The sequence below is a fragment of the Streptomyces sp. NPDC059524 genome (genome assembly GCF_042749255.1).
Lineage (GTDB): Bacteria > Actinomycetota > Actinomycetes > Streptomycetales > Streptomycetaceae > Streptomyces > Streptomyces xanthii.
This window is the reverse complement of record NZ_JBHYTK010000175.1, coordinates 1-16,451: the sequence shown is the minus strand read 5'-3', so window position 1 is coordinate 16,451 and position 16,451 is coordinate 1. Positions and strand designations below refer to the sequence as shown.

At 73.6% G+C, this 16,451-nt stretch carries 17 protein-coding genes and 1 pseudogene; 1 reads left to right on the top strand and 17 read right to left on the bottom strand.

From position 1 onward, the window contains the following. Positions 1-33: 33 nt before the first annotated feature. The 7 genes from ACFW9D_RS33215 to ACFW9D_RS33185 form a co-directional block, all read right to left on the bottom strand. The gene (locus tag ACFW9D_RS33215; RefSeq protein WP_384628222.1) at positions 34-366 is read right to left on the bottom strand and encodes a TcmI family type II polyketide cyclase; all 333 of its coding nucleotides are present in this window, start codon (positions 364-366) and stop codon (positions 34-36) included. A gap of 24 nt (positions 367-390) precedes the next feature. Next, entirely contained in the window at positions 391-867 is a 477-nt protein-coding gene (locus tag ACFW9D_RS33210) for an SRPBCC family protein (protein ID WP_188336099.1), read from the bottom strand. Between the two features lies 1 nt (position 868). Next, a complete protein-coding gene (locus ACFW9D_RS33205; RefSeq protein WP_188336100.1) occupies positions 869-1,129 on the bottom strand; it encodes an acyl carrier protein in 261 nt (86 codons plus the stop codon). Between the two features lie 26 nt (positions 1,130-1,155). Continuing rightward, positions 1,156-2,403, bottom strand: a complete 1,248-nt coding sequence (locus tag ACFW9D_RS33200; RefSeq protein ID WP_384628218.1) for a beta-ketoacyl synthase N-terminal-like domain-containing protein — start codon at positions 2,401-2,403, stop codon at positions 1,156-1,158. Next, positions 2,400-3,668, bottom strand: a complete 1,269-nt coding sequence (locus ACFW9D_RS33195) for a beta-ketoacyl synthase (protein WP_188336102.1) — start codon at positions 3,666-3,668, stop codon at positions 2,400-2,402. The genes ACFW9D_RS33200 and ACFW9D_RS33195 overlap by 4 nt, the downstream gene beginning before the upstream one ends. Continuing rightward, the gene (locus tag ACFW9D_RS33190) at positions 3,665-4,069 is read right to left on the bottom strand and encodes a cupin domain-containing protein (protein WP_188336103.1); all 405 of its coding nucleotides are present in this window, start codon (positions 4,067-4,069) and stop codon (positions 3,665-3,667) included. The genes ACFW9D_RS33195 and ACFW9D_RS33190 overlap by 4 nt, the downstream gene beginning before the upstream one ends. 64 nt (positions 4,070-4,133) lie before the next feature. After that, positions 4,134-5,258 carry a SchA/CurD-like domain-containing protein gene (locus tag ACFW9D_RS33185; RefSeq protein ID WP_188336104.1) on the bottom strand — a complete coding sequence of 375 codons (1,125 nt, stop codon included), beginning with the start codon at positions 5,256-5,258 and terminating at the stop codon, positions 4,134-4,136. 282 nt (positions 5,259-5,540) lie between these two features. Between ACFW9D_RS33185 and ACFW9D_RS33180 the strand changes: the two genes are divergently transcribed. Further along, on the top strand, positions 5,541-7,283 hold the full coding sequence (locus ACFW9D_RS33180) for an FAD-dependent oxidoreductase (RefSeq protein ID WP_384628214.1): 1,743 nt from the start codon (positions 5,541-5,543) through the stop codon (positions 7,281-7,283). A 13-nt stretch (positions 7,284-7,296) separates the two neighbouring features. On the opposite strand, the gene ACFW9D_RS33175 is transcribed toward ACFW9D_RS33180, so the two are convergent. The 10 genes and pseudogenes from ACFW9D_RS33175 to ACFW9D_RS33130 form a co-directional block, all read right to left on the bottom strand. Beyond that, a complete protein-coding gene (locus tag ACFW9D_RS33175; RefSeq protein ID WP_384628212.1) occupies positions 7,297-7,965 on the bottom strand; it encodes a class F sortase in 669 nt (222 codons plus the stop codon). A gap of 147 nt (positions 7,966-8,112) precedes the next feature. Further along, on the bottom strand, positions 8,113-8,688 hold the full coding sequence (locus ACFW9D_RS33170; protein ID WP_188336107.1) for an HIG1 domain-containing protein: 576 nt from the start codon (positions 8,686-8,688) through the stop codon (positions 8,113-8,115). Positions 8,689-9,304: 616 nt separating this feature from the next. Next, positions 9,305-10,828, bottom strand: coding sequence for an FMN-binding glutamate synthase family protein (locus ACFW9D_RS33165; RefSeq protein ID WP_188336109.1), 1,524 nt, complete (start codon positions 10,826-10,828; stop codon positions 9,305-9,307). Positions 10,829-10,937: 109 nt separating this feature from the next. Then, positions 10,938-11,558, bottom strand: a complete 621-nt coding sequence (locus tag ACFW9D_RS33160) for a MarR family winged helix-turn-helix transcriptional regulator (RefSeq protein WP_384628208.1) — start codon at positions 11,556-11,558, stop codon at positions 10,938-10,940. A gap of 9 nt (positions 11,559-11,567) precedes the next feature. Further along, positions 11,568-12,552: pseudogene (locus tag ACFW9D_RS33155) on the bottom strand (PP2C family protein-serine/threonine phosphatase). Beyond that, on the bottom strand, positions 12,536-13,363 hold the full coding sequence (locus ACFW9D_RS33150; protein ID WP_384628206.1) for a hypothetical protein: 828 nt from the start codon (positions 13,361-13,363) through the stop codon (positions 12,536-12,538). Before ACFW9D_RS33150 ends, ACFW9D_RS33155 begins: the two are co-directional and overlap by 17 nt. Positions 13,364-13,454: 91 nt before the next feature. Continuing rightward, positions 13,455-13,856 (bottom strand): STAS domain-containing protein, encoded by a 402-nt coding sequence (locus ACFW9D_RS33145; RefSeq protein WP_188336113.1) that lies wholly within the window; start codon positions 13,854-13,856, stop codon positions 13,455-13,457. 92 nt (positions 13,857-13,948) lie between these two features. Then, positions 13,949-14,479: a nitroreductase family deazaflavin-dependent oxidoreductase gene (locus ACFW9D_RS33140; RefSeq protein WP_384628203.1), complete on the bottom strand. Its 531-nt coding sequence runs from the start codon at positions 14,477-14,479 to the stop codon at positions 13,949-13,951. A 10-nt stretch (positions 14,480-14,489) separates the two neighbouring features. Further along, a complete protein-coding gene (locus ACFW9D_RS33135; protein WP_188336115.1) occupies positions 14,490-15,068 on the bottom strand; it encodes a sugar kinase in 579 nt (192 codons plus the stop codon). A 46-nt stretch (positions 15,069-15,114) separates the two neighbouring features. Beyond that, positions 15,115-16,242 carry an ROK family glucokinase gene (locus ACFW9D_RS33130; RefSeq protein WP_188336116.1) on the bottom strand — a complete coding sequence of 376 codons (1,128 nt, stop codon included), beginning with the start codon at positions 16,240-16,242 and terminating at the stop codon, positions 15,115-15,117. Between the last annotated feature and the right edge of the window lie 209 nt (positions 16,243-16,451).

Sequence of the window (16,451 nt, the reverse complement as noted above, 5' to 3'; positions counted from 1 at the left end):
GCCGGCGGCCTCGTGTCGTTCCCGGGCGCCCGGTCAGGACGGGGCGCCCCGCTCCCAGCGGTAGAAGCAGTGCGCCATGGCGTCCTCGGGGCTGCGCCAGGTCGTCGGGTCGTACGCGCTGACGTACGCCGACAGCTGCTCGCTGACGCTGCGGAACTCGGGGTGCCCGGCCATCTTCGCGATGGCGGGCGAGGGGTCCCGCTCGGACTCGATGAGGTGCAGGTACACGTCGCCGAACTGGAACAGGCTGCGCCGGTCGACACCGATGAGGTGCGGGAGTTCACCGCTGTCGGAGGCGGCGAACACGTCGGAGATCGCGGGCGCCGAGCCGGGCGCCATGCGGGCGACGATCAGGGAGTGGTGCATCGGGTTTCCTTCCTCGCCGGGCCGTCAGCGCGGCGTCGCGGGCGCCTTCTGCCGCTCCCGCGCGGCCTTCTCGATCTTGTCGCGGATGAGGGCCATCTGCGTGGCGGAGTTCCGGTTGATGTTGTCCGTCATCCAGGAGTCGTCGACGGGGGCCTCGGGCTTCATCGCGAAGTCCTGCACCCAGTCCATGCGGGTGCCCTCCGGGGTCTGCGCGTAGTCCCACCGGATGTTCATGTGGGCGAAGGGGCCGGTCTCGACGCGGCGGGCGCGCACGGTCCGCTCGGCGCGGTTCACGGTCCGCTCCGAGACCCAGCTCCACACCTTCCCGTTGTCGTCCGGGTGCATGGTCAGCCGGAACGTCGTCGTGTCGCCGTCGCGGGAGAGGACGTCGAGGGACGCGTACTCGCTGAAGAGCCGCGGCCAGTTCTCGATGTCGTTGGTGATCTCCCAGACGAGGTCGAGGGGGGCGTCGATGGTGATGCTGTTCTCGGTGCGTGCCATGTCAGGCTCCAGCCTTGAGGGCGTTGTTGACCAGGTCGAGGAACGCTCGGGGTGTCTTGCAGCGCTCCGAGTCGGGGGGCAGCGACCGGCCGTACCGGTTCTCGATCTCGCCGACGATGCCGAGGAGGCCGAGCGAGTCGATGCCGCGCGCGTCGAAGGGGGCGTCGGGGTCCTGCGCGAGTTCCTGGGGGTCGACGGTGATGCCGGCGGCCTTCTTCATCAGGCCGGCCAGTTCCTCGTAGGTGACTTCGGTGGTGATCATGCGGGTGTTCTCCTTCCCGCCCGGTGCTATCGGGCGGATCCGTCGCAGCGGCGCACTACGAGCGCCGCGTTGGAGCCCATGAGTCCCCGGCTGAGGACCAGGGCCGTGCGCAGCTCGGCGGGGCGAGCGCGGGACATCACCAGATCCAGGTCGTGGCAGATGTCGAACACGTTGGGCGTGGGGGGAATCTGGCCGTGCTCCATGGCGTACACGGCGGCCGCCACGTCCAGCACGGACGCCGCGCAGTAGGCGCGCCCCATGCCGCTCTTGGGGGCCGTGACGGGGACGCGGGTGCCGTGGGCGCCCAGGGCGTCGGCGAGGGCCAGGGCCTCGGCGCGGTCGGCCTCCGGGACGCCGAGGGCGTCGGCGAACACGACGTCGATCTCCTCGGGGGCGCAGCCGGCCTCGTCGAGGGCGCCGCGGATCGCCCGCGCGAGGCCTTCTCTGGAGCGCTCCCACCGGGACGCGCCCGTGAAGGTGGCGGCGTGTCCGGCGACGACGGCGCGCAGCGGCGCTTCGCGCTCGCGGGCTCGGTTCTCCTCCTCCACGACGAGGACGGCGCCGCCCTCGGCGGGCGCGAACCCGCGGGCCGCCGTGGTGAAGGGCAGATAGGCGCGTTCGGGTTCCTCGGCGGTGCTGAGCTCGGGGTAGCCGAGCTGGCACACCATCGAGTACGGGGCGAGCGGGGCCTCCGTGGCGCCGACGACCAGGGCCTCGGTGCCGCGCCGCACGGCGCGGGCCGCGTGTGCGACGGCGTCCAGGCCGCCGGCCTCGTCGCTGGCGACGACTCCGCACGGTCCCTTGAAGCCGCTCCAGATGGAGATCTGGCCGGTGCTGGCCGCGTAGAACCAGGCGATGGACTGGTAGGGGCCGACGAACTTGGAGCCCTGGCCCCACAGTTTCTGCAGTTCGCGCTGGCCGAACTCGCCGCCGCCGGACCCGGCGGCGGTGAACACGCCGATGGAGTACGGGTCGTCGGGCGCCCCGCGCCCGAGGCCCGCGTCGTCGAGGGCCTGGGCCGCCGCGGCCATGGCGAAGTGGCTGAACCGGTCCGTCTGGACCAGGAACGGCTCCTCGATGTGGTCCTCGGCGTCGAAGCTGCGGACCTCGCCGCCGACGCGCAGCGGCAGGTTCCCGCAGCCCTCGCGGGTGATCCGGTCCAGGACGAACAGGCCCTCCCGGACGGATTTCCAGTAGGCGTCCGCGTGCAGTCCGTTGGGGGCGATCACACCGGTGCCGGTGATGACCGCGCGCCGGGCGCGTCGACCGCTCATCGTGTCCTCCCGCCTGGCCCGGCCAGGAGCACCGCGGACTGGAAGCCGCCGAATCCGCTGCCGACGGAGAGCACGTTCCTCAGCTTCCGGGGGCGGGCGGTGCGCGGTACGTAGTCCAGGTCGCACTCGGGGTCGGGCGTCTCGTAGTTCGCGGTGGGCGGCACCACCTGGTGCTGGAGCGCGAGGACGCAGGCGGCCACCTCGATCGCGCCGATCGCGCCCAGGGAGTGGCCCACCATGGATTTGATGGAGCTCATCGGGGTGTCGTAGGCGTGGGCGCCCAGCGACAGCTTGACGGCGGCCGTCTCGTGCCGGTCGTTCTGCCGGGTGCCGGAGCCGTGGGCGTTGACGTAGTCGATCAGCGTGGGGTCGAGCCGGGCCTGGCCGAGGGCGGTGTCGATCGCCCGGGCCATCTCCCGGCCCTCGCTGGTCAGACCGGTCATGTGGTACGCGTTGCCGTACGTGGCGTAGCCGCTGATCTCGCAGTACACGTGGGCGCCGCGCGCGCGGGCGTGCCCGGCCTCCTCCAGGACGAGGACCGCCGCTCCCTCCCCCATGACGAAGCCGTTGCGGTCCGCGTCGAAGGGTCTGGAGGCGTGCTCGGGGTCGTCGTTGTTCGGCGAGGTCGCCCGGATGGCGTCGAAGCACGCCATCGTGATGGGTGAGACCGGGGAGTCGGAGGCGCCCGCGATGCAGACGTCGGCCCGGCCCTCCTGGACGGTGTGGAAGGCGTAGCCCACCGCGTCGAGCCCGGAGGTGCATCCGGTGGAGACGGTCTGCACGGGGCCCTGGGCGCCGAACTGTTCGGCGACGACCGCGGCGAGCGTGCTCGGCGAGAAGGCCCGGTGGAGCTGGGGTTCGGCCGCGCGGTGGTCCACGTCCCAGCGCTTGCCGCGCTCGCTGACGAGGACGTAGTCGTGCTCCAGGCGGGTGGTCCCGCCGATGGCGCTGCCGAGGGAGACTCCGATCCGCCAGGGGTCCTCGCGGCCGGTGTCGAGTCCGGAGTCGCGTACGGCCTCGCCGGCGGCGGCGACCGCGAACTGGATGTACCGGTCCGTGTGGTCGCGCACGTCGAGGGGCAGGCCGTGGGCGTCCGGGTCCCAGTCGCACTCGGCGGCGATCCGCGAGCGCAGGCCCGCCGGGTCGAACAGCGTGATGCCGCGGGTCGCCGTCCGGCCGTTGGAGAGCAGGTCCCAGAACGCCGTGGCGCCGATTCCCCCGGGCGCCACCACGCCGACGCCGGTGACCGCCACCCGCCGGGTCACCTTATGACCTCACTTGGCTCGGGCTCCTCGGTGTCGACGTGTCCGAGGCGCGGCTCCGGGGCGAGCGGGCCGAGGTGGAAGACCATGCGGGCCTCCACGTCGCCGACGTTGCGGAAGCGGTGCCGCACGTCGATCGGGATGAGCAGCCCCTGGTCGGGGCGCAGCTCGTGCGTCTCGCCGTCCAGGTCGACCTCGAGGGCGCCCTGCACGACGTACACGAACTCCTCGGAGTACGGGTGGTAGTGCTCGCCGATGCGCTCTCCGGGCTGGATCAGGGCGAGGCCCATGAAGCCGCTGGTGGAGCCGACCGTGGCGGGCGTGAGCATGGCCCGCAGGTCACCTCCGCGCCGGCGGTTGGGCTCGGTCTCGCTCAGGTCCACGATGCGTGGATGCTTGATCATGCGTGATACCTCCGGGTGAGTGGTGGCGTGGCGGGCCCGGCCCGCGGACGCCGGCGGCGGTGTGTCAGGAGTCGGCCGAGCTGCGGTCGGTGACCGGCGTCATGTCGATGTGCGACAGGAGCCGGTTGATGTTGCGCTCCGTGTGCAGGGAGCCCTCCACGCCGATCGCGGCGAGGTCGATGAGGCGCTCGGCCTCTCCGTCCCGCTCCAGGCCCTTGAGCCCGACGGACGCGACGGGGTCCGCGTCGAGCTCGCCCGTGATGTCGATGAGGCGCACCACGATGTCGTCGCGCTGGAACACCGTCGACGCGTACACGGGGCTGTGCGGGTCGTCGGCCGCGGCCGCGTCCTGGAGGGCGAGCAGCCGGGCCAGGTCCATCCCGCGGCCTTCCTTGGCCGGGTAGTGCAGCGCGTGCCGGCTCAGGCCCTCGGGGGCCGGGCGGTCGGACACGACGTGGTGGACGGCGGGGAGCGCGGCCCGGGTGAAGAAGACGCGCGCCGACTCGGGGTCGGTCAGGTCGCGGTCCTGCTCCAGGTACGGGTTGACGGCCTCCTCGACGGCCCGGATCTCCGGCTGGCGGGCCACGTGGCGCAGCGCCGCGAGGAGGTCGCCCTCGACCTCCACGGCGCGCACGACGCGGTTGCCGTGCATGAACAGCGAGGTGCGGCGCAGCCGTGTGGTGTCGTCGACCTGGGCCTGGGGCGACCGGTACGCGGCGAGGATCTCCGCGACCTTGGACTCGGAGCCCGGCTTGACGGTGAACGTGAGGGCGTGGCGCGCCGCGCCGTCGCCGACCCGGGCCACCGCCTGCGTGGTCGCCGCCGCCGGTTCGGGGGTGGTCGGCCCGGCGGGGGTGGTCTCGCGCAGGATGCTGTAGCGCATCGAGCGGGTGTCCCGGACGCAGTTGTGCATCGGGCGGACGGTCTCGACGTGCTCCTCGCTGTTCACCCAGGCGAGGAACGGCGGCGCGCTCTCCCACTCGCTGGTGATGAGCCACTGCGAGGGGTTCTCGATCGACTGGCACAGCTGGTCGCTGAGGTGACCGGGCACCGACGCGACCTGGTTGCGCATGTGCTCGTACGCGTCGAGGAACTGCTGCTGGGCCCCTTCGTACAGGTCGAGCAGGAGGATCACCCGCAGCCTGGAACCGTCGAACGCCGACTGCGATATGCGTCCTGAGATGGACATACCGGCACGCCTCTCTCTTTGCCGTGGAGGGTCTGGTGCGACGCCCGGTCGAGGGTCTGGTGCGACTCCTCGTCGAGGGTCTGGTGCGGCCGGCGCGTCCGGGACAGCGCGGTCGCCATGTGCCGATCGTCGACGCGGGTCCCGGCGTCGCGCGAACCGCACGGTCCGGTCGGGTGAAATAGGTGCCCGGTAGGTGCTTCCGACGCGCGAAGTGGTACAGCGCGGCGTGCAATGTGGGCGAAATCCCTCACTCACGTCGCAGGTGACGCTGGAGGCAGTCACATGACCCGTTCGCACGAGGCCCCCGAGGCCGTGCAGCACACATCCGTCCTCATCGTCGGCGGCTCCCTCGTGGGCCTGTCGACCTCGCTGTTCCTGGGGCGTCTCGGCGTCCCGCACATGCTCGTCGAGCGCCATTCGGGCACGTCGATCCACCCGCGCGGGCGCGGCAACAACGTGCGCACGATGGAGCTGTTCCGGGTGGCCGGGGTGCAGCGGCGCATCGAGGAGGCGGCGTCGGTCCTGGCCGGCAACCACGGCATCCTCCAGACCCCGACGCTGGTGGGGGACGCCGGCGAGTGGCTGTTCAAGGAGATCGACCCCGGGGGCGGGCTCGCCCGCTTCAGCCCGAGCGGCTGGTGCCTGTGCAGCCAGAACGACCTGGAGCCGGTGCTGCTCGACAGCGCCCGGGAGCTGGGCGGCGACCTGCGCTACGGCACGGAGCTGATGTCGTTCGAGCAGGACGCCGAGGGGGTGACCGCGCGGCTCAAGACGCGGGACACCGGCGAGCACACGACCGTCCGCGCGGACTACCTGGTCGCGGCGGACGGGCCGCGCAGCCCGGTCCGTGAGCACCTCGGCATCGGGCAGAGCGGCCCGGGCGACCTGTTCCACAACGTGAGCGTCACGTTCACCTCGCGCGCTCTCGCCGATGTCGTGGGCGAGAGGCGCTTCATCGTGTGCTACCTCACCGACCCGGAGGCGGACGGCGCGCTGCTGCCCGTCGACAACCGCGAGCACTGGGTCTTCCACGCGCCCTGGCACCCCGAACACGGCGAAACGCTGGAGGAGTTCACCGACGAGCGGTGCGTCGCGCACATCCGGCGGGCCGTCGGGGTGCCGGACCTCGATGTGGAAATCACCGGCAGGGCCGCGTGGCACGCGGCCGAGCGGGTCGCCGAACGGTACGGGGAGCGCCGGGTGTTCCTCGCCGGGGACTCGGCCCACGAGATGTCGCCCACCGGGGCGTTCGGCTCCAACACCGGCATCCAGGACGCGCACAACCTCGCGTGGAAGCTGGCCGCCGTACTGGGCGGCTGGGCCGGGCCCGGCCTGCTGGAGACGTACGACGCGGAGCGCCGGCCGGTCGCGGAGGCGACGAGCGCGCGGGCGTCCTCGCGCTCGGTCGAGCACAGCCACCCCGGCTACACGCCCGGCCCGGAAGCCGGCGGTGCGGGCGGCCCCGGCGGTGCGCCCGGCGGCGGCCCCGGCGGCCCGGGTGGCCCTGGCGGCCCTGGTGGCGGTCCCGGTGGCAGGAAGGGCGGGATCCTCAACGTGGCGCTCGCCTACCGCTATCCGCGCGGCGCGGTCCTCGGCACCGACCCGGCGGCCCCGGTCGTGCCCGACGGCGTACGGCTGGCGGGCGAGCCCGGAACCCGCGCCCCGCACCTGTGGCTGAACCGCGCCGGGAACCGGATCTCCACCCTCGACCTGTACGAGCGCTCGCTGGTGCTCCTCAGCTCGCAGGACAGCGGCGACGGGACCGACGCCGGCTGGCACGCGGCGGCGCGGCGCCTCGCGGCGGAGCTGTGCGTCCCCCTCGACGCGTACCGCATCGGCACCGGTCCCGCGGCCGAGCTGACGCCCGCGTCCGACACGGACTGGGCCGAGGCGCACGGCGTCGGCGGGGGCGGCGCGGTACTGGTCCGTCCGGACGGATTCGTCGCGTGGCGGTCCGAAGGGCCGGTGGCGGACCCGGAGCCGGCGCTTCGGGAGGCGCTCACCGCGGTCCTGGCCCGCACCTGAGGGTCCGTCCGGCTCACACGAGGTGGGCGAAGACGACGAGGTTGTCGGTGTAGTCCCGCACCGAGCGGTCGTAGTCACCGGCGCAGGTGATCAGCCGGACCTGGGCCTGCGGGGTGTCCGCGTACACGCGCTTGTCGGGGAAGTCGTCCTTCGCGAAGGTCTCGACGCTGTCCACGACGAAGGAGGCGGTCCGCCGGTCGGACCGCTTCACGGTGAACCGGTCGCCCTTCTTCAGGTCGCTGAGGCTCGCGAACACCGCGGGGGACGTCTTCGTGTCGACGTGCCCGGCGATGATCGCCGTGCCCACCTCGCCCGGTGACACTCCGTCGGCCTGCCAGCCGACCAGGTTCGTGTCGTCGGCGGGCGGCGGTTCGAGCTGGCCCGTGGGGCCGATGGCGAGGCCGGTGAAGGGGGCGTCGACGCCGATCTTCGGGATGAGGAGCCGCTTCGGCCGGGCCCGCGGCAGGTGTTTGCCGGTGGCGCGCGGGGCCGCCGAGGCCGGTGCGTGCGTCGCGGAGGAGCCGGTCGTGCCCGAGGGCGCGGACGGTTCGTCGTGCCCGCCGAACAGGCTCGTCCCGAGGACGAGGAGGCCGAGGGCCCAGGCGACCCAGACGCCGGGACGGGACCGCTGCCCGGGCGGCGCGGGATCGGTTTCAGCGGGGGAAGGCGACCGGGCTGCCATCAGAGACCACCTCGAGAACAAGCGATAAGGAAGTACGGAAGAGCGGGAGGAACCGGCCCGGAACGGCCGGGCGGAGATGCGGGAGGGGCCAGCCGGGCCGCCGCGCGAGGTTCAGGCGGCGGCCCCGGCCGCTATGACAGGCACCGGTCAGGACAGGTCGGACGCGCTCTTGCGGCGCATCGCGTACAGTCCGGCCGCGGCGACACCGAGGACCGCCAGGCCGCCGGCCGTGACACCCGGGTTCGCGAGCCCGCCGCCACCGGTGTGCATGCCGCCGGTCGGCTTCTCGTGGTCGGAGCCGCCCCAGGACTCGTTGCCGCTGTCGTTCTTGTACGTCTCGGGGTCGTACTTCTCCTTGTCCTTGGTCCAGTCGTCGGGCTTGTCCGCCGTCAGCGCGCCGCCGCCGGTGTGCATCCCGCCGCTCGGCTTGCCGTGCTCCTCGCCGCCGCCCCAGTCCTTGCGCTCGTCGCCGCCGGAGTCGGAGCCGCCCTTCTCCTTGTCCTTCTGCCAGTCGTCACCCTGGACCGCCGTCAGCGCGCCGCCACCGGTGTGCATCCCGCCGTGCGGCTTGCCGTGGTCGCTGTCCTTGTCGTGCTCCTTGCTGTAGGAAGAGTCGTCGTTGTTGTTCCAGTCGCCCCCGGAGGCGGCGAAGGCGCCGGGCGCGGCGATGGCGAGCGCGGCCGTGGCCGTCGCGGTGGCGAGGAGAATGCGGGCAGAACGCATCGTCGGTTTCCTTCCGCCGTGGCCAGGCCGCTGACCTCATGTCAGCTGTGTGACCAGCCCCGGCGTGATCACCGTCGGCCAGTCCCGACCCGCGCACCACTCGAGCCGTCCGCCCGGATCACCCTGCCGGGGCCTTGCGCCGGATTCCGGCCCTGGCCCGGCCCGGCCCAGCCACCCGCCCTGAGCAGGCATTTAACGGCGTGTGAGAAGTCGTACGCGCTCTGCGGCGCGTCGCGCTGGACAACCCGATCGGCGGCGACACGACTGCCCACGGGCCGTCCCCCGAACGCCCGGCCCGGCATCCCGTTCGCTGACGGTCCGTCCGGGGGAGGCGGAGGAGGGGGACACGGAGCGGGCCGGGGAGGGAGCGCGGCTCCATCCGCCTTGAGGGCGGGTCAACTGTGCGCGGACCGTGGCCACTTGGCCCGGAGCGGCTCCGTCAGGCGTAGTGCTCCTCGGCGCCGACCAGGACCGGGGTGACATGGCGCGGCAGGCTGGTGGAGACCCGGCCCTCCCCCGGCCACCACAGCTCGACCGCCGTCACGACGGCCCCGTCCTCGGCGAGCGCCTGGACTCCGACGTGGTCGAGGTCCAGGCGGCGAGAGGTCCGGCGGTCCTACTTCTCCTGCCCGGTGAGCAGCGTGGTGATCTCGCGGGCGAGGTCCTCGCCGAGTTCGCCCCAGCCGTCCTTGTAGCCGTAGACGCTCGCGAGGGTGCGGGCGTCGTAGTCGCCGTTCATGATCTCGATGTCGGTGGCGGTGATGAGCGCCGGGTGGGCGACGCCGACGGCGCCCGAGACCTTCAGGAGTTCCTTGCGCAGGGTGCGCAGGTAGACGGCGGCCCGGGTGGACTTCGAGGCGGGGTCGACGCCGCGCACCAGCCAGGGGTCCTGGGTGGCGATGCCGGTGGGGCACTTGTCGGTGTGGCACTTCTGGGCCTGGATGCAGCCGATGGACAGCATCGCCTCGCGCCCTACGTTGATCATGTCGACGCCGAGGGCGAAGGCGACGGCGGCGTTCTCGGGCAGGCCGAGCTTGCCGGAGCCGATGAAGGTGACGGAGTCGGTCAGGCCGCGCTCGGCGAAGGTGCTGTAGACGCGGGAGAAGCCCATGCGGAAGGGCAGCGACACCGAGTCGGTGAAGATGAGCGGGGCGGCGCCGGTGCCGCCCTCGCCGCCGTCGATCGTGACGAAGTCGACGCCGCGGTCGCCGCGCGACATCAGCGTGGCGAGCTCCTGCCAGAAGTCCATCTCGCCGACCGCGCTCTTGATGCCGACCGGCAGACCGGTCGCGTCCGCGATCCGCTCCACGAAGTCGAGCATCGAGTCGACGTCGTGGAACGCGGTGTGCCGGGAGGGGGACGCGCAGTCCTTGCCGGCCGGGATACCGCGTATGGCCGCGATCTCGGGGGTGACCTTCGCGCCGGGGAGCATGCCGCCCAGGCCCGGCTTGGCGCCCTGCGACAGCTTGATCTCGATGGCCTTGACGGGCGCTCCGGCGACGACCTCCTTGAGCTTGTCGAGGTCGAACATGCCGTTCTCGTCGCGGCAGCCGAAGTACGAGGTGCCGATCTGGAGGATCAGGTCGCCGCCGTTGCGGTGGTACGGGGACAGGCCGCCCTCGCCCGTGTTCTGCATCGTGCCGGCGAGCGCCGCGCCCTTGTTGAGCGCGGTGATGGCGGCGCCGGAGAGCGAGCCGAAGCTCATCGCGGAGATGTTCACGACGCTCGCGGGGCGGAACGCCTTGGCGCGGCCGCGCGGGCCGCCCAGGACCTTGGCCGAGGGCAGCGGGGCCTGCGGGTCGTGCAGATCGGGCAGCGGCCCGGCGAACGTGCGCTGCTTCACGTACGCGTGCCCCTGGATGTGCTCGACGTCGACGTCGGTGCCGAAGCCGAAGTAGTTGTTCTCCTCCTTCGCCGACGCGTAGATCCAGGTGCGCTGGTCGCGGCTGAAGGGGCGCTCCTCCTCGTTGGAGGTCACGACGTACTGCCGCAGCTCGGGGCCGATCGTCTCCAGCAGGTACCGGGCGTGCCCGATGACGGGGAAGTTCCTCAGCAGCGCGTGCTTCTTCTGGACGAGGTCCCGGGCCGCCACCAGGGCCACTGCCGTGACCGCCGCCGCACCGATACTCCGAGCACGCATGAAAGGTTCCTCTCCTGGACTGACGTCGTGGCCCCCGCGGGCGATCGTAGAGGCCACATGCTGAGACGCTGCGCGAGGGGCGATGGTTCAGGCGCGCCGGGCCCCGGGCTCAGCCCGTCCCGGGCTCGCCCCAGCCGAGCGGATGCGGCGGTCCGGCCGCGTCGCCGGCGAGCGGCACCGGGGGTTCGCCGACCGCCTCGTTGAACGCGGTCAGCGCGTCGATGAGCGCGGTGCGCCGCTCGGGGGCCAGGCGCTGGACGATCGCCGCGATCTCCCGTCGGCGGCGCGCGGTGACGTCCTCGACCGTGCGCCGGCCCTCGTCGGTGAGCTGGAGGATGGTCTCGCGGCGGTTGTCCGGGTTGATCCGGCGGTCGGCGAGCCCGGCCGCGATGAGCCGGTCGACCATGCGCATGGCGGTCGACGGCGCGACCCCCAACAGGTCGGCGAGCGCGACGAGTTTGGTCGCCCCGCGCGTCGACAGGACGACCAGCATGCGGAACTGAGGGAGTGTCACCCCGTCCTCGACCTCGGCGAGGGAACGGGCGGAGAGCGCGACGAGCACCCGCGACGCCGTCAGCACGGCGCGTGTCACGGCGTCCACGTCGTCGAGCCCGGCCCCGGCCGGCGCCGGACCGGCGCCCCGCTCCGGGCCGGCCTCGGCCGCGCGCTCCGGGCGTCCGGGGTGCTCCGGGCTGGGGTCGTGCTCCGCCGGAGCCGGTTTCCTGGGCATGGGACCTTTCTATCCTGCGTCGCCGGCCGGCCGGGGGTCCGGGCCCGCGTCCCGGTGGCGCAGGAGGAGCATCGCCGCGTCGTCGTGGAGGGGGCCCGCGGTGTGGCGGACGAGATCGGTGCGCAGTTCCTCCAGGGCGGCCTCCGGGTCGGCCGCCTTGAGCAGTTCCGTGCGCTCGCCCAGGGGATAGAAGCGGCCCGCCGCGTCACGGGCCTCGCTCACCCCGTCCGTGTAGAGCAGGATCTGGTCGCCGGGCTCGAACGCGACGCGGAACGGCTCCGGTTCGTCCCCGCCGTGCACGCCGAGGCCGAGCGGCAGCGCGAACCGGGGCGGTTCCGGGAACAGGGGCCTGCCGTTCCACCGCCCGGCGCAGCCGCCGGCTGAGCCCGTCGAGGTCCGGATCGTCGTGCGCGGCCTCGCGGAACGCGGCGAGGACCAGCGCCGCCGTCTCCACCGCTTCGAGTCCCTTGCCCTGGACGTCGCCGATGAGGACCCGGGTGCCGCCGGGCGCGGCCACGACCTCGTACAGGTCGCCGCCGATGCGGGCCTGCGCCACGGCCGAGGTGTACGACACGGCGACGCGCAGCGGGCCCGCGACCCGGGGCACGGGCCGCAGCAGCACCCGCTGGGCGACCTCCGCGATGGAGCGGACGCTCGCCAGCTCGGCGTCGCGGCGCTCGCGCAGCACCGCCGCGACGAGTCCGGCCGCGGTCACCCCGGCGACGCAGACCAGGGCGATGGAGATGCGGCGACGGCCCAACTGGCCGTCGTACAGGGCCAGGAGCAGGCACATGAGGCCGGCGAGCGAGCCGATCCACGCGGTGCGCCACCGGGTGCCGACGAGTCCGGCGAAGGCGGGGCCGAGCGAGAGCAGCGGCAGCATGCCGAAGCCGGGCGGGGTCAGCAGTTCGGCCGCGGTGGCCAGGCCCATCACGCCATAGGGCAGCGCGAAGAGCACACGGGACCCGCCGGCCCGCTCAGCCTTCTCGGTCATGTCGCTTCCGGTCATCGGTGTCCCCCTGTGTTCCGCCCTGCGTCCCCCGCTGCCACTCCCCCGGCGTCCGGCCCTCCGGCTGCCCGTGCGTCTTCCGGTGCGTCTTCCTGTGCGTCTCAGCTTGCGCGGTCGACGCCGTCAGCCGGAAGGACCGTACGACGGCGAGCGCGGACATCAGTGCGACGCCCAGAGCCAGGGCGGCCGGCCGCAGGGCGGTCGCCCGGCGCTCGTGCGGCTGGGCGGAGCCGCGCAGCGGGGCACGGCCCCGCGGGTCGTACACGATCGTGAGGTCGTCGCCGGGTCCGGTGGCGGCGGTGCAGCCGCGCCAGATCCGGGTGCCGGGCGGGGCGTGCGGCGACTCGGGTACCAGTTCGCAGAAGGAACGGCGGTGGCCGGGCACCCGCTCCACGGAGGCCACCCTGGCCTGCTCGACGCGGCCGCGCTCGGCGAGCGCGAGGCCGGCGGCGGCCTGCGGCACGGTCAGCGTCAGGCACACGCCGAGCACGGCGACGATGCCGACGAGGGCGCGCCCGGCGCGCAGGACGGCGAGGTACACGACGAGGGCGGCGACCACCACGAGACCGGCCTCGCCGCGGGCGAGGACCGGCGGGCCCGCCCACATGCCGACCGCGCCCGCCGCCGTGACGGCCCCGGTGCCCGCGGCCCCGACCGCGAGGCCGTGCGCGAGCAGGCCGGGGCCGGGCGGACCGACGAACTCCGCGGGGCCCCACAGGGCCGCGCGCATCCGGTCCGCGAGGCAGGGCTCGCGCGCCGGGCGGGCCCGGCCGGACCCCCGCTGACTCGCTGCCACCGCCGTGCCCTCCGGCCGTCCTCACTGTTCCGAGAAGTTCGGCTTTAGCCTATGCAAAGGTCGGCGTGGGGCCGGTGCGGCTCGGGGTCCGTTACCCGATCGAGTCCGGGGTCGGCCGGCCGCGGCCGCCGGCGGCCCGGGACCGGCAGGCGGCGAGGGCGTCGGCGCGGGTGGCGTGCAGGCCGCCGCTCACGCGTCCCGCGCCGGCGGCGAGCAGGGCGCGGCGCACGGCGGTGCCGGCGACCACGGCGAGGACGGCGCCGGCGGCCCCGAGCCGCAGGGCGGCCTCGGCGAAGCGCAGGGCGCCGTCGGAGCGCACCGCGTCGACCGCGGCGAGGTCCACGACGAAGTGCCGCCGGCCGATCCGGGTCATCCGCAGCAGGGGCTCGCACAGCCGCTCCGCCCGGTCGGCGTCGAACTCGCCCGCGACGTCGACGACGAGGACGCCGCCGTCCTCCCAGTGCGCGCTGTCGGCCGGTCGCGGTGGCACCACGCTTCCCCCTCGGTCCCGGGGCCGACGTCCGGTCGCGGGCCCACCTCTGCGCGCCTGCCCATCCCGGGGCGTCCCACACCGCACGCGCCGGGTCAGGGCAGCCGCTGCCCCGGCTCGGCGACCAGGCGGACGAACGGGATGCCGCGTCCCGCGCGCCGGTAGGCCGCCGCGCTGCCGTCGACCTCGAAGCCCATGAAGGCGCACAGCCTGCGGGCGGTGCGCGGGTGGCGCGGCGCGTACTCGGCCATGATCTCGGCGCCCTCGCGCTCGGTCAGGAAGCGGGCGGTGACCGCGTAGCGGCGGTTGCCGACCTGGACGACGGTCCGCGGTTCGGCGCGCAGGTTCCGGTACCAGTCGGCGCGGGGCCCGAACCCGGAGGCGAGGATCCAGCTGCGGCGGGCCGGGTCGTACGCGACGACCTCCAGGGCGACGGTGCGGTCGAGGCCCGAGACGCGCCCCTTGTGGTGCAGCAGGAGCAGGCGCCCGCCGAACAGGGGGCCGAGTCCGACGCGGAAGAGGCCGACGGGCAGCCGGGCGAGGCGGCGGCGCAGGCCGCGCGGCAGCGCGGGCCGGCGCCGCTCCGGGTCCCACCCGGCTCCGTCCCGGTCCCCGCCCGCTGTCATCGCGCGCCGGTCAGGGGTGGGTCGTCGAGACGACGAAGACCATCGGGTGGTCGGGGTTCGACCGGTTCACGACCACGCTGAGCGTGGGCGCGGGGTTCTTCTGGTCGTGCGTGAGGCCGTACCAGGGGCCGGGACCGGTGAAGTCCCAGCCGGCGACGTGCCGGTCGCGGGCGCCGATCGCCTCGTCGTCCCGCTTCAGCTTCGACGGGTCGGAGCCGACGTTGCGCAGGAACGTGTCGAGTCCCGTGTTGCTCGTGAGGAACTGCGCGTACAGGCGGCTGACCTTGTAGTTGTTCGTCTCGTAGTACGCGACGTTGCGCGAGTACGCCGGTACGGGTATCTCGTACAGGCGGCGCTGCACCCGGGACGGCCAGCCGACGGTGAGGCCCGTCGCGGAGTACTTCTCCTCCTTGTCCTTGCCGCTGTCCCGGCTCTGGTTCGCCGAGATCACCAGGTAGCCGGCGGGGATGCCGATGAGCAGCACGATGGTCAGGAGGGTGAGGGCGCGGCGGCGGATCACATGGCCGCGGGCCTCCGCCTCGCGCGGCGGCTCCGCGTCGGGGTCCGGGGACGGGCGGGACGTGGTCATCGCTGGGTTTCCTGTCACTTCACTACGGTCTCGGTCGGCCGGCCGGTCAGCCCTGGTCGGCGCCGGTGCGGGCCTGGGAGTAACGCTCGTATCGCTCGTAGCGTTCCACGCGGCGGCGCTTGGCGCGGCGGAAGCGGCGGGCGACGAGCCGGGCCAGGTCGGCGGCGCCGACCATGCCGGCCTCGGGGCCGAGCTGGGCGCGGGCGATGCGGGCCTCGGGGCGGTAGCCGCGGCCGGTCAGCTGGCGCTTGAACGCGTCGCGGGCCGGACCGATCAGCAGGTCGTCGGCCGCGGACACGCCGCCGCCGATGACGAAGCAGGACGGATCGAGGGCCGCGGCGAGGTTGGCGATGCCGACGCCGAGCCACTGGCCGATGTCCTGGAGCAGCTCGACGCACATGGCGTCGCCCTCACGGGCCAGCTCGGTGATGAGCGGGCCCGTGATGTCCGGGACGTTGCCCTTGACCCGCTCGATGATGTTGTACGCGACCGGGGAGTCGGCGGCGGCCAGCTCGCGGGCCTCCCTGACCAGCGCGTTGCCCGAGCTGTACTGCTCCCAGCAGCCGCGGTTGCCGCACGGGCAGCGGTGCCCGCCGGGGACGACCTGCATGTGGCCGAACTCGCCGGCGACGCCGAACTTGCCGCGCTTGACCTGGCCGTCCTCCAGGATCGCGCCGCCGATGCCCGTACCGAGCGTGATCATCACGAGGTGGTCCTCGCCGCGCCCCGCGCCGAAGCGCCACTCCGCCCAGGCGGCGGTGTTCGCGTCGTTGTCGACGAGCACGGGGACCGAGAGGCGGCCGGAGAGACGGTCGCGCAGGGGTTCGTTGCGCCAGGACAGGTGCGGGGCGAACAGGACGCGGTTGCGGTCCGCGTCGACCCAGCCCGCGGCGCCGATGCCCACCGCGTGCACGTCGTGGCGGTCGGACAGGTCCAGGACGAGCTCGACGATGGTGTCCTCGACGACCTTCGGGCTCTTCGACTTGTCCGGGGTCTCGGTGCGCAGCGTCTCCAGGATGGTGCCGTCGGCGTCGACGACGCCGGCCATCACCTTGGTGCCGCCGATGTCGATGCCGACCGTGGGGACGCGGGGGGCGGTCAGGTGCGAGCGTCGTTCCCTCGTGCCGACCGTTCGCAGGACGGTCGCGCGGGCGCTGCCACGGTAGGTACTCATTGCCGCGATTCTGCCACGGGGGGCACTCCGTTTCGCGGGATGCCCATGGCCCGGGGGGCGTCGCCGCCGTGTCGCGGCCGCGGGCCGGTGGGGCTTCTCGCGCAGTTACCCGCGCCCCTGAAATGCATGCCCTTCGGGCTCATTTCCCCGATCAAGGCGCCGGGTCCCTGTCATCGGGGGAAGGCGCGGCGAAGCCGCTGCCTTCCAGG

Excerpts from the sequence above, each read along its gene's own strand:
- ACFW9D_RS33170 (WP_188336107.1), bottom strand. The coding sequence starts at position 8,688 with ATGCGTTCTGCCCGCATTCTCCTCGCCACCGCGACGGCCACGGCCGCG.
- ACFW9D_RS33200 (WP_384628218.1), bottom strand. The coding sequence starts at position 2,403 with ATGAGCGGTCGACGCGCCCGGCGCGCGGTCATCACCGGCACCGGTGTG.
- ACFW9D_RS33175 (WP_384628212.1), bottom strand. The coding sequence starts at position 7,965 with ATGGCAGCCCGGTCGCCTTCCCCCGCTGAAACCGATCCCGCGCCGCCC.
- ACFW9D_RS33190 (WP_188336103.1), bottom strand. The coding sequence starts at position 4,069 with ATGATCAAGCATCCACGCATCGTGGACCTGAGCGAGACCGAGCCCAAC.
- ACFW9D_RS33165 (WP_188336109.1), bottom strand. The coding sequence starts at position 10,828 with ATGCGTGCTCGGAGTATCGGTGCGGCGGCGGTCACGGCAGTGGCCCTG.
- ACFW9D_RS33160 (WP_384628208.1), bottom strand. The coding sequence starts at position 11,558 with ATGCCCAGGAAACCGGCTCCGGCGGAGCACGACCCCAGCCCGGAGCAC.
- ACFW9D_RS33215 (WP_384628222.1), bottom strand. The coding sequence starts at position 366 with ATGCACCACTCCCTGATCGTCGCCCGCATGGCGCCCGGCTCGGCGCCC.
- ACFW9D_RS33135 (WP_188336115.1), bottom strand. The coding sequence starts at position 15,068 with ATGACCACGTCCCGCCCGTCCCCGGACCCCGACGCGGAGCCGCCGCGC.
- ACFW9D_RS33210 (WP_188336099.1), bottom strand. The coding sequence starts at position 867 with ATGGCACGCACCGAGAACAGCATCACCATCGACGCCCCCCTCGACCTC.
- ACFW9D_RS33130 (WP_188336116.1), bottom strand. The coding sequence starts at position 16,242 with ATGAGTACCTACCGTGGCAGCGCCCGCGCGACCGTCCTGCGAACGGTC.
- ACFW9D_RS33185 (WP_188336104.1), bottom strand. The coding sequence starts at position 5,258 with ATGTCCATCTCAGGACGCATATCGCAGTCGGCGTTCGACGGTTCCAGG.
- ACFW9D_RS33205 (WP_188336100.1), bottom strand. The coding sequence starts at position 1,129 with ATGATCACCACCGAAGTCACCTACGAGGAACTGGCCGGCCTGATGAAG.
- ACFW9D_RS33140 (WP_384628203.1), bottom strand. The coding sequence starts at position 14,479 with ATGACAGCGGGCGGGGACCGGGACGGAGCCGGGTGGGACCCGGAGCGG.
- ACFW9D_RS33180 (WP_384628214.1), top strand. The coding sequence starts at position 5,541 with ATGACCCGTTCGCACGAGGCCCCCGAGGCCGTGCAGCACACATCCGTC.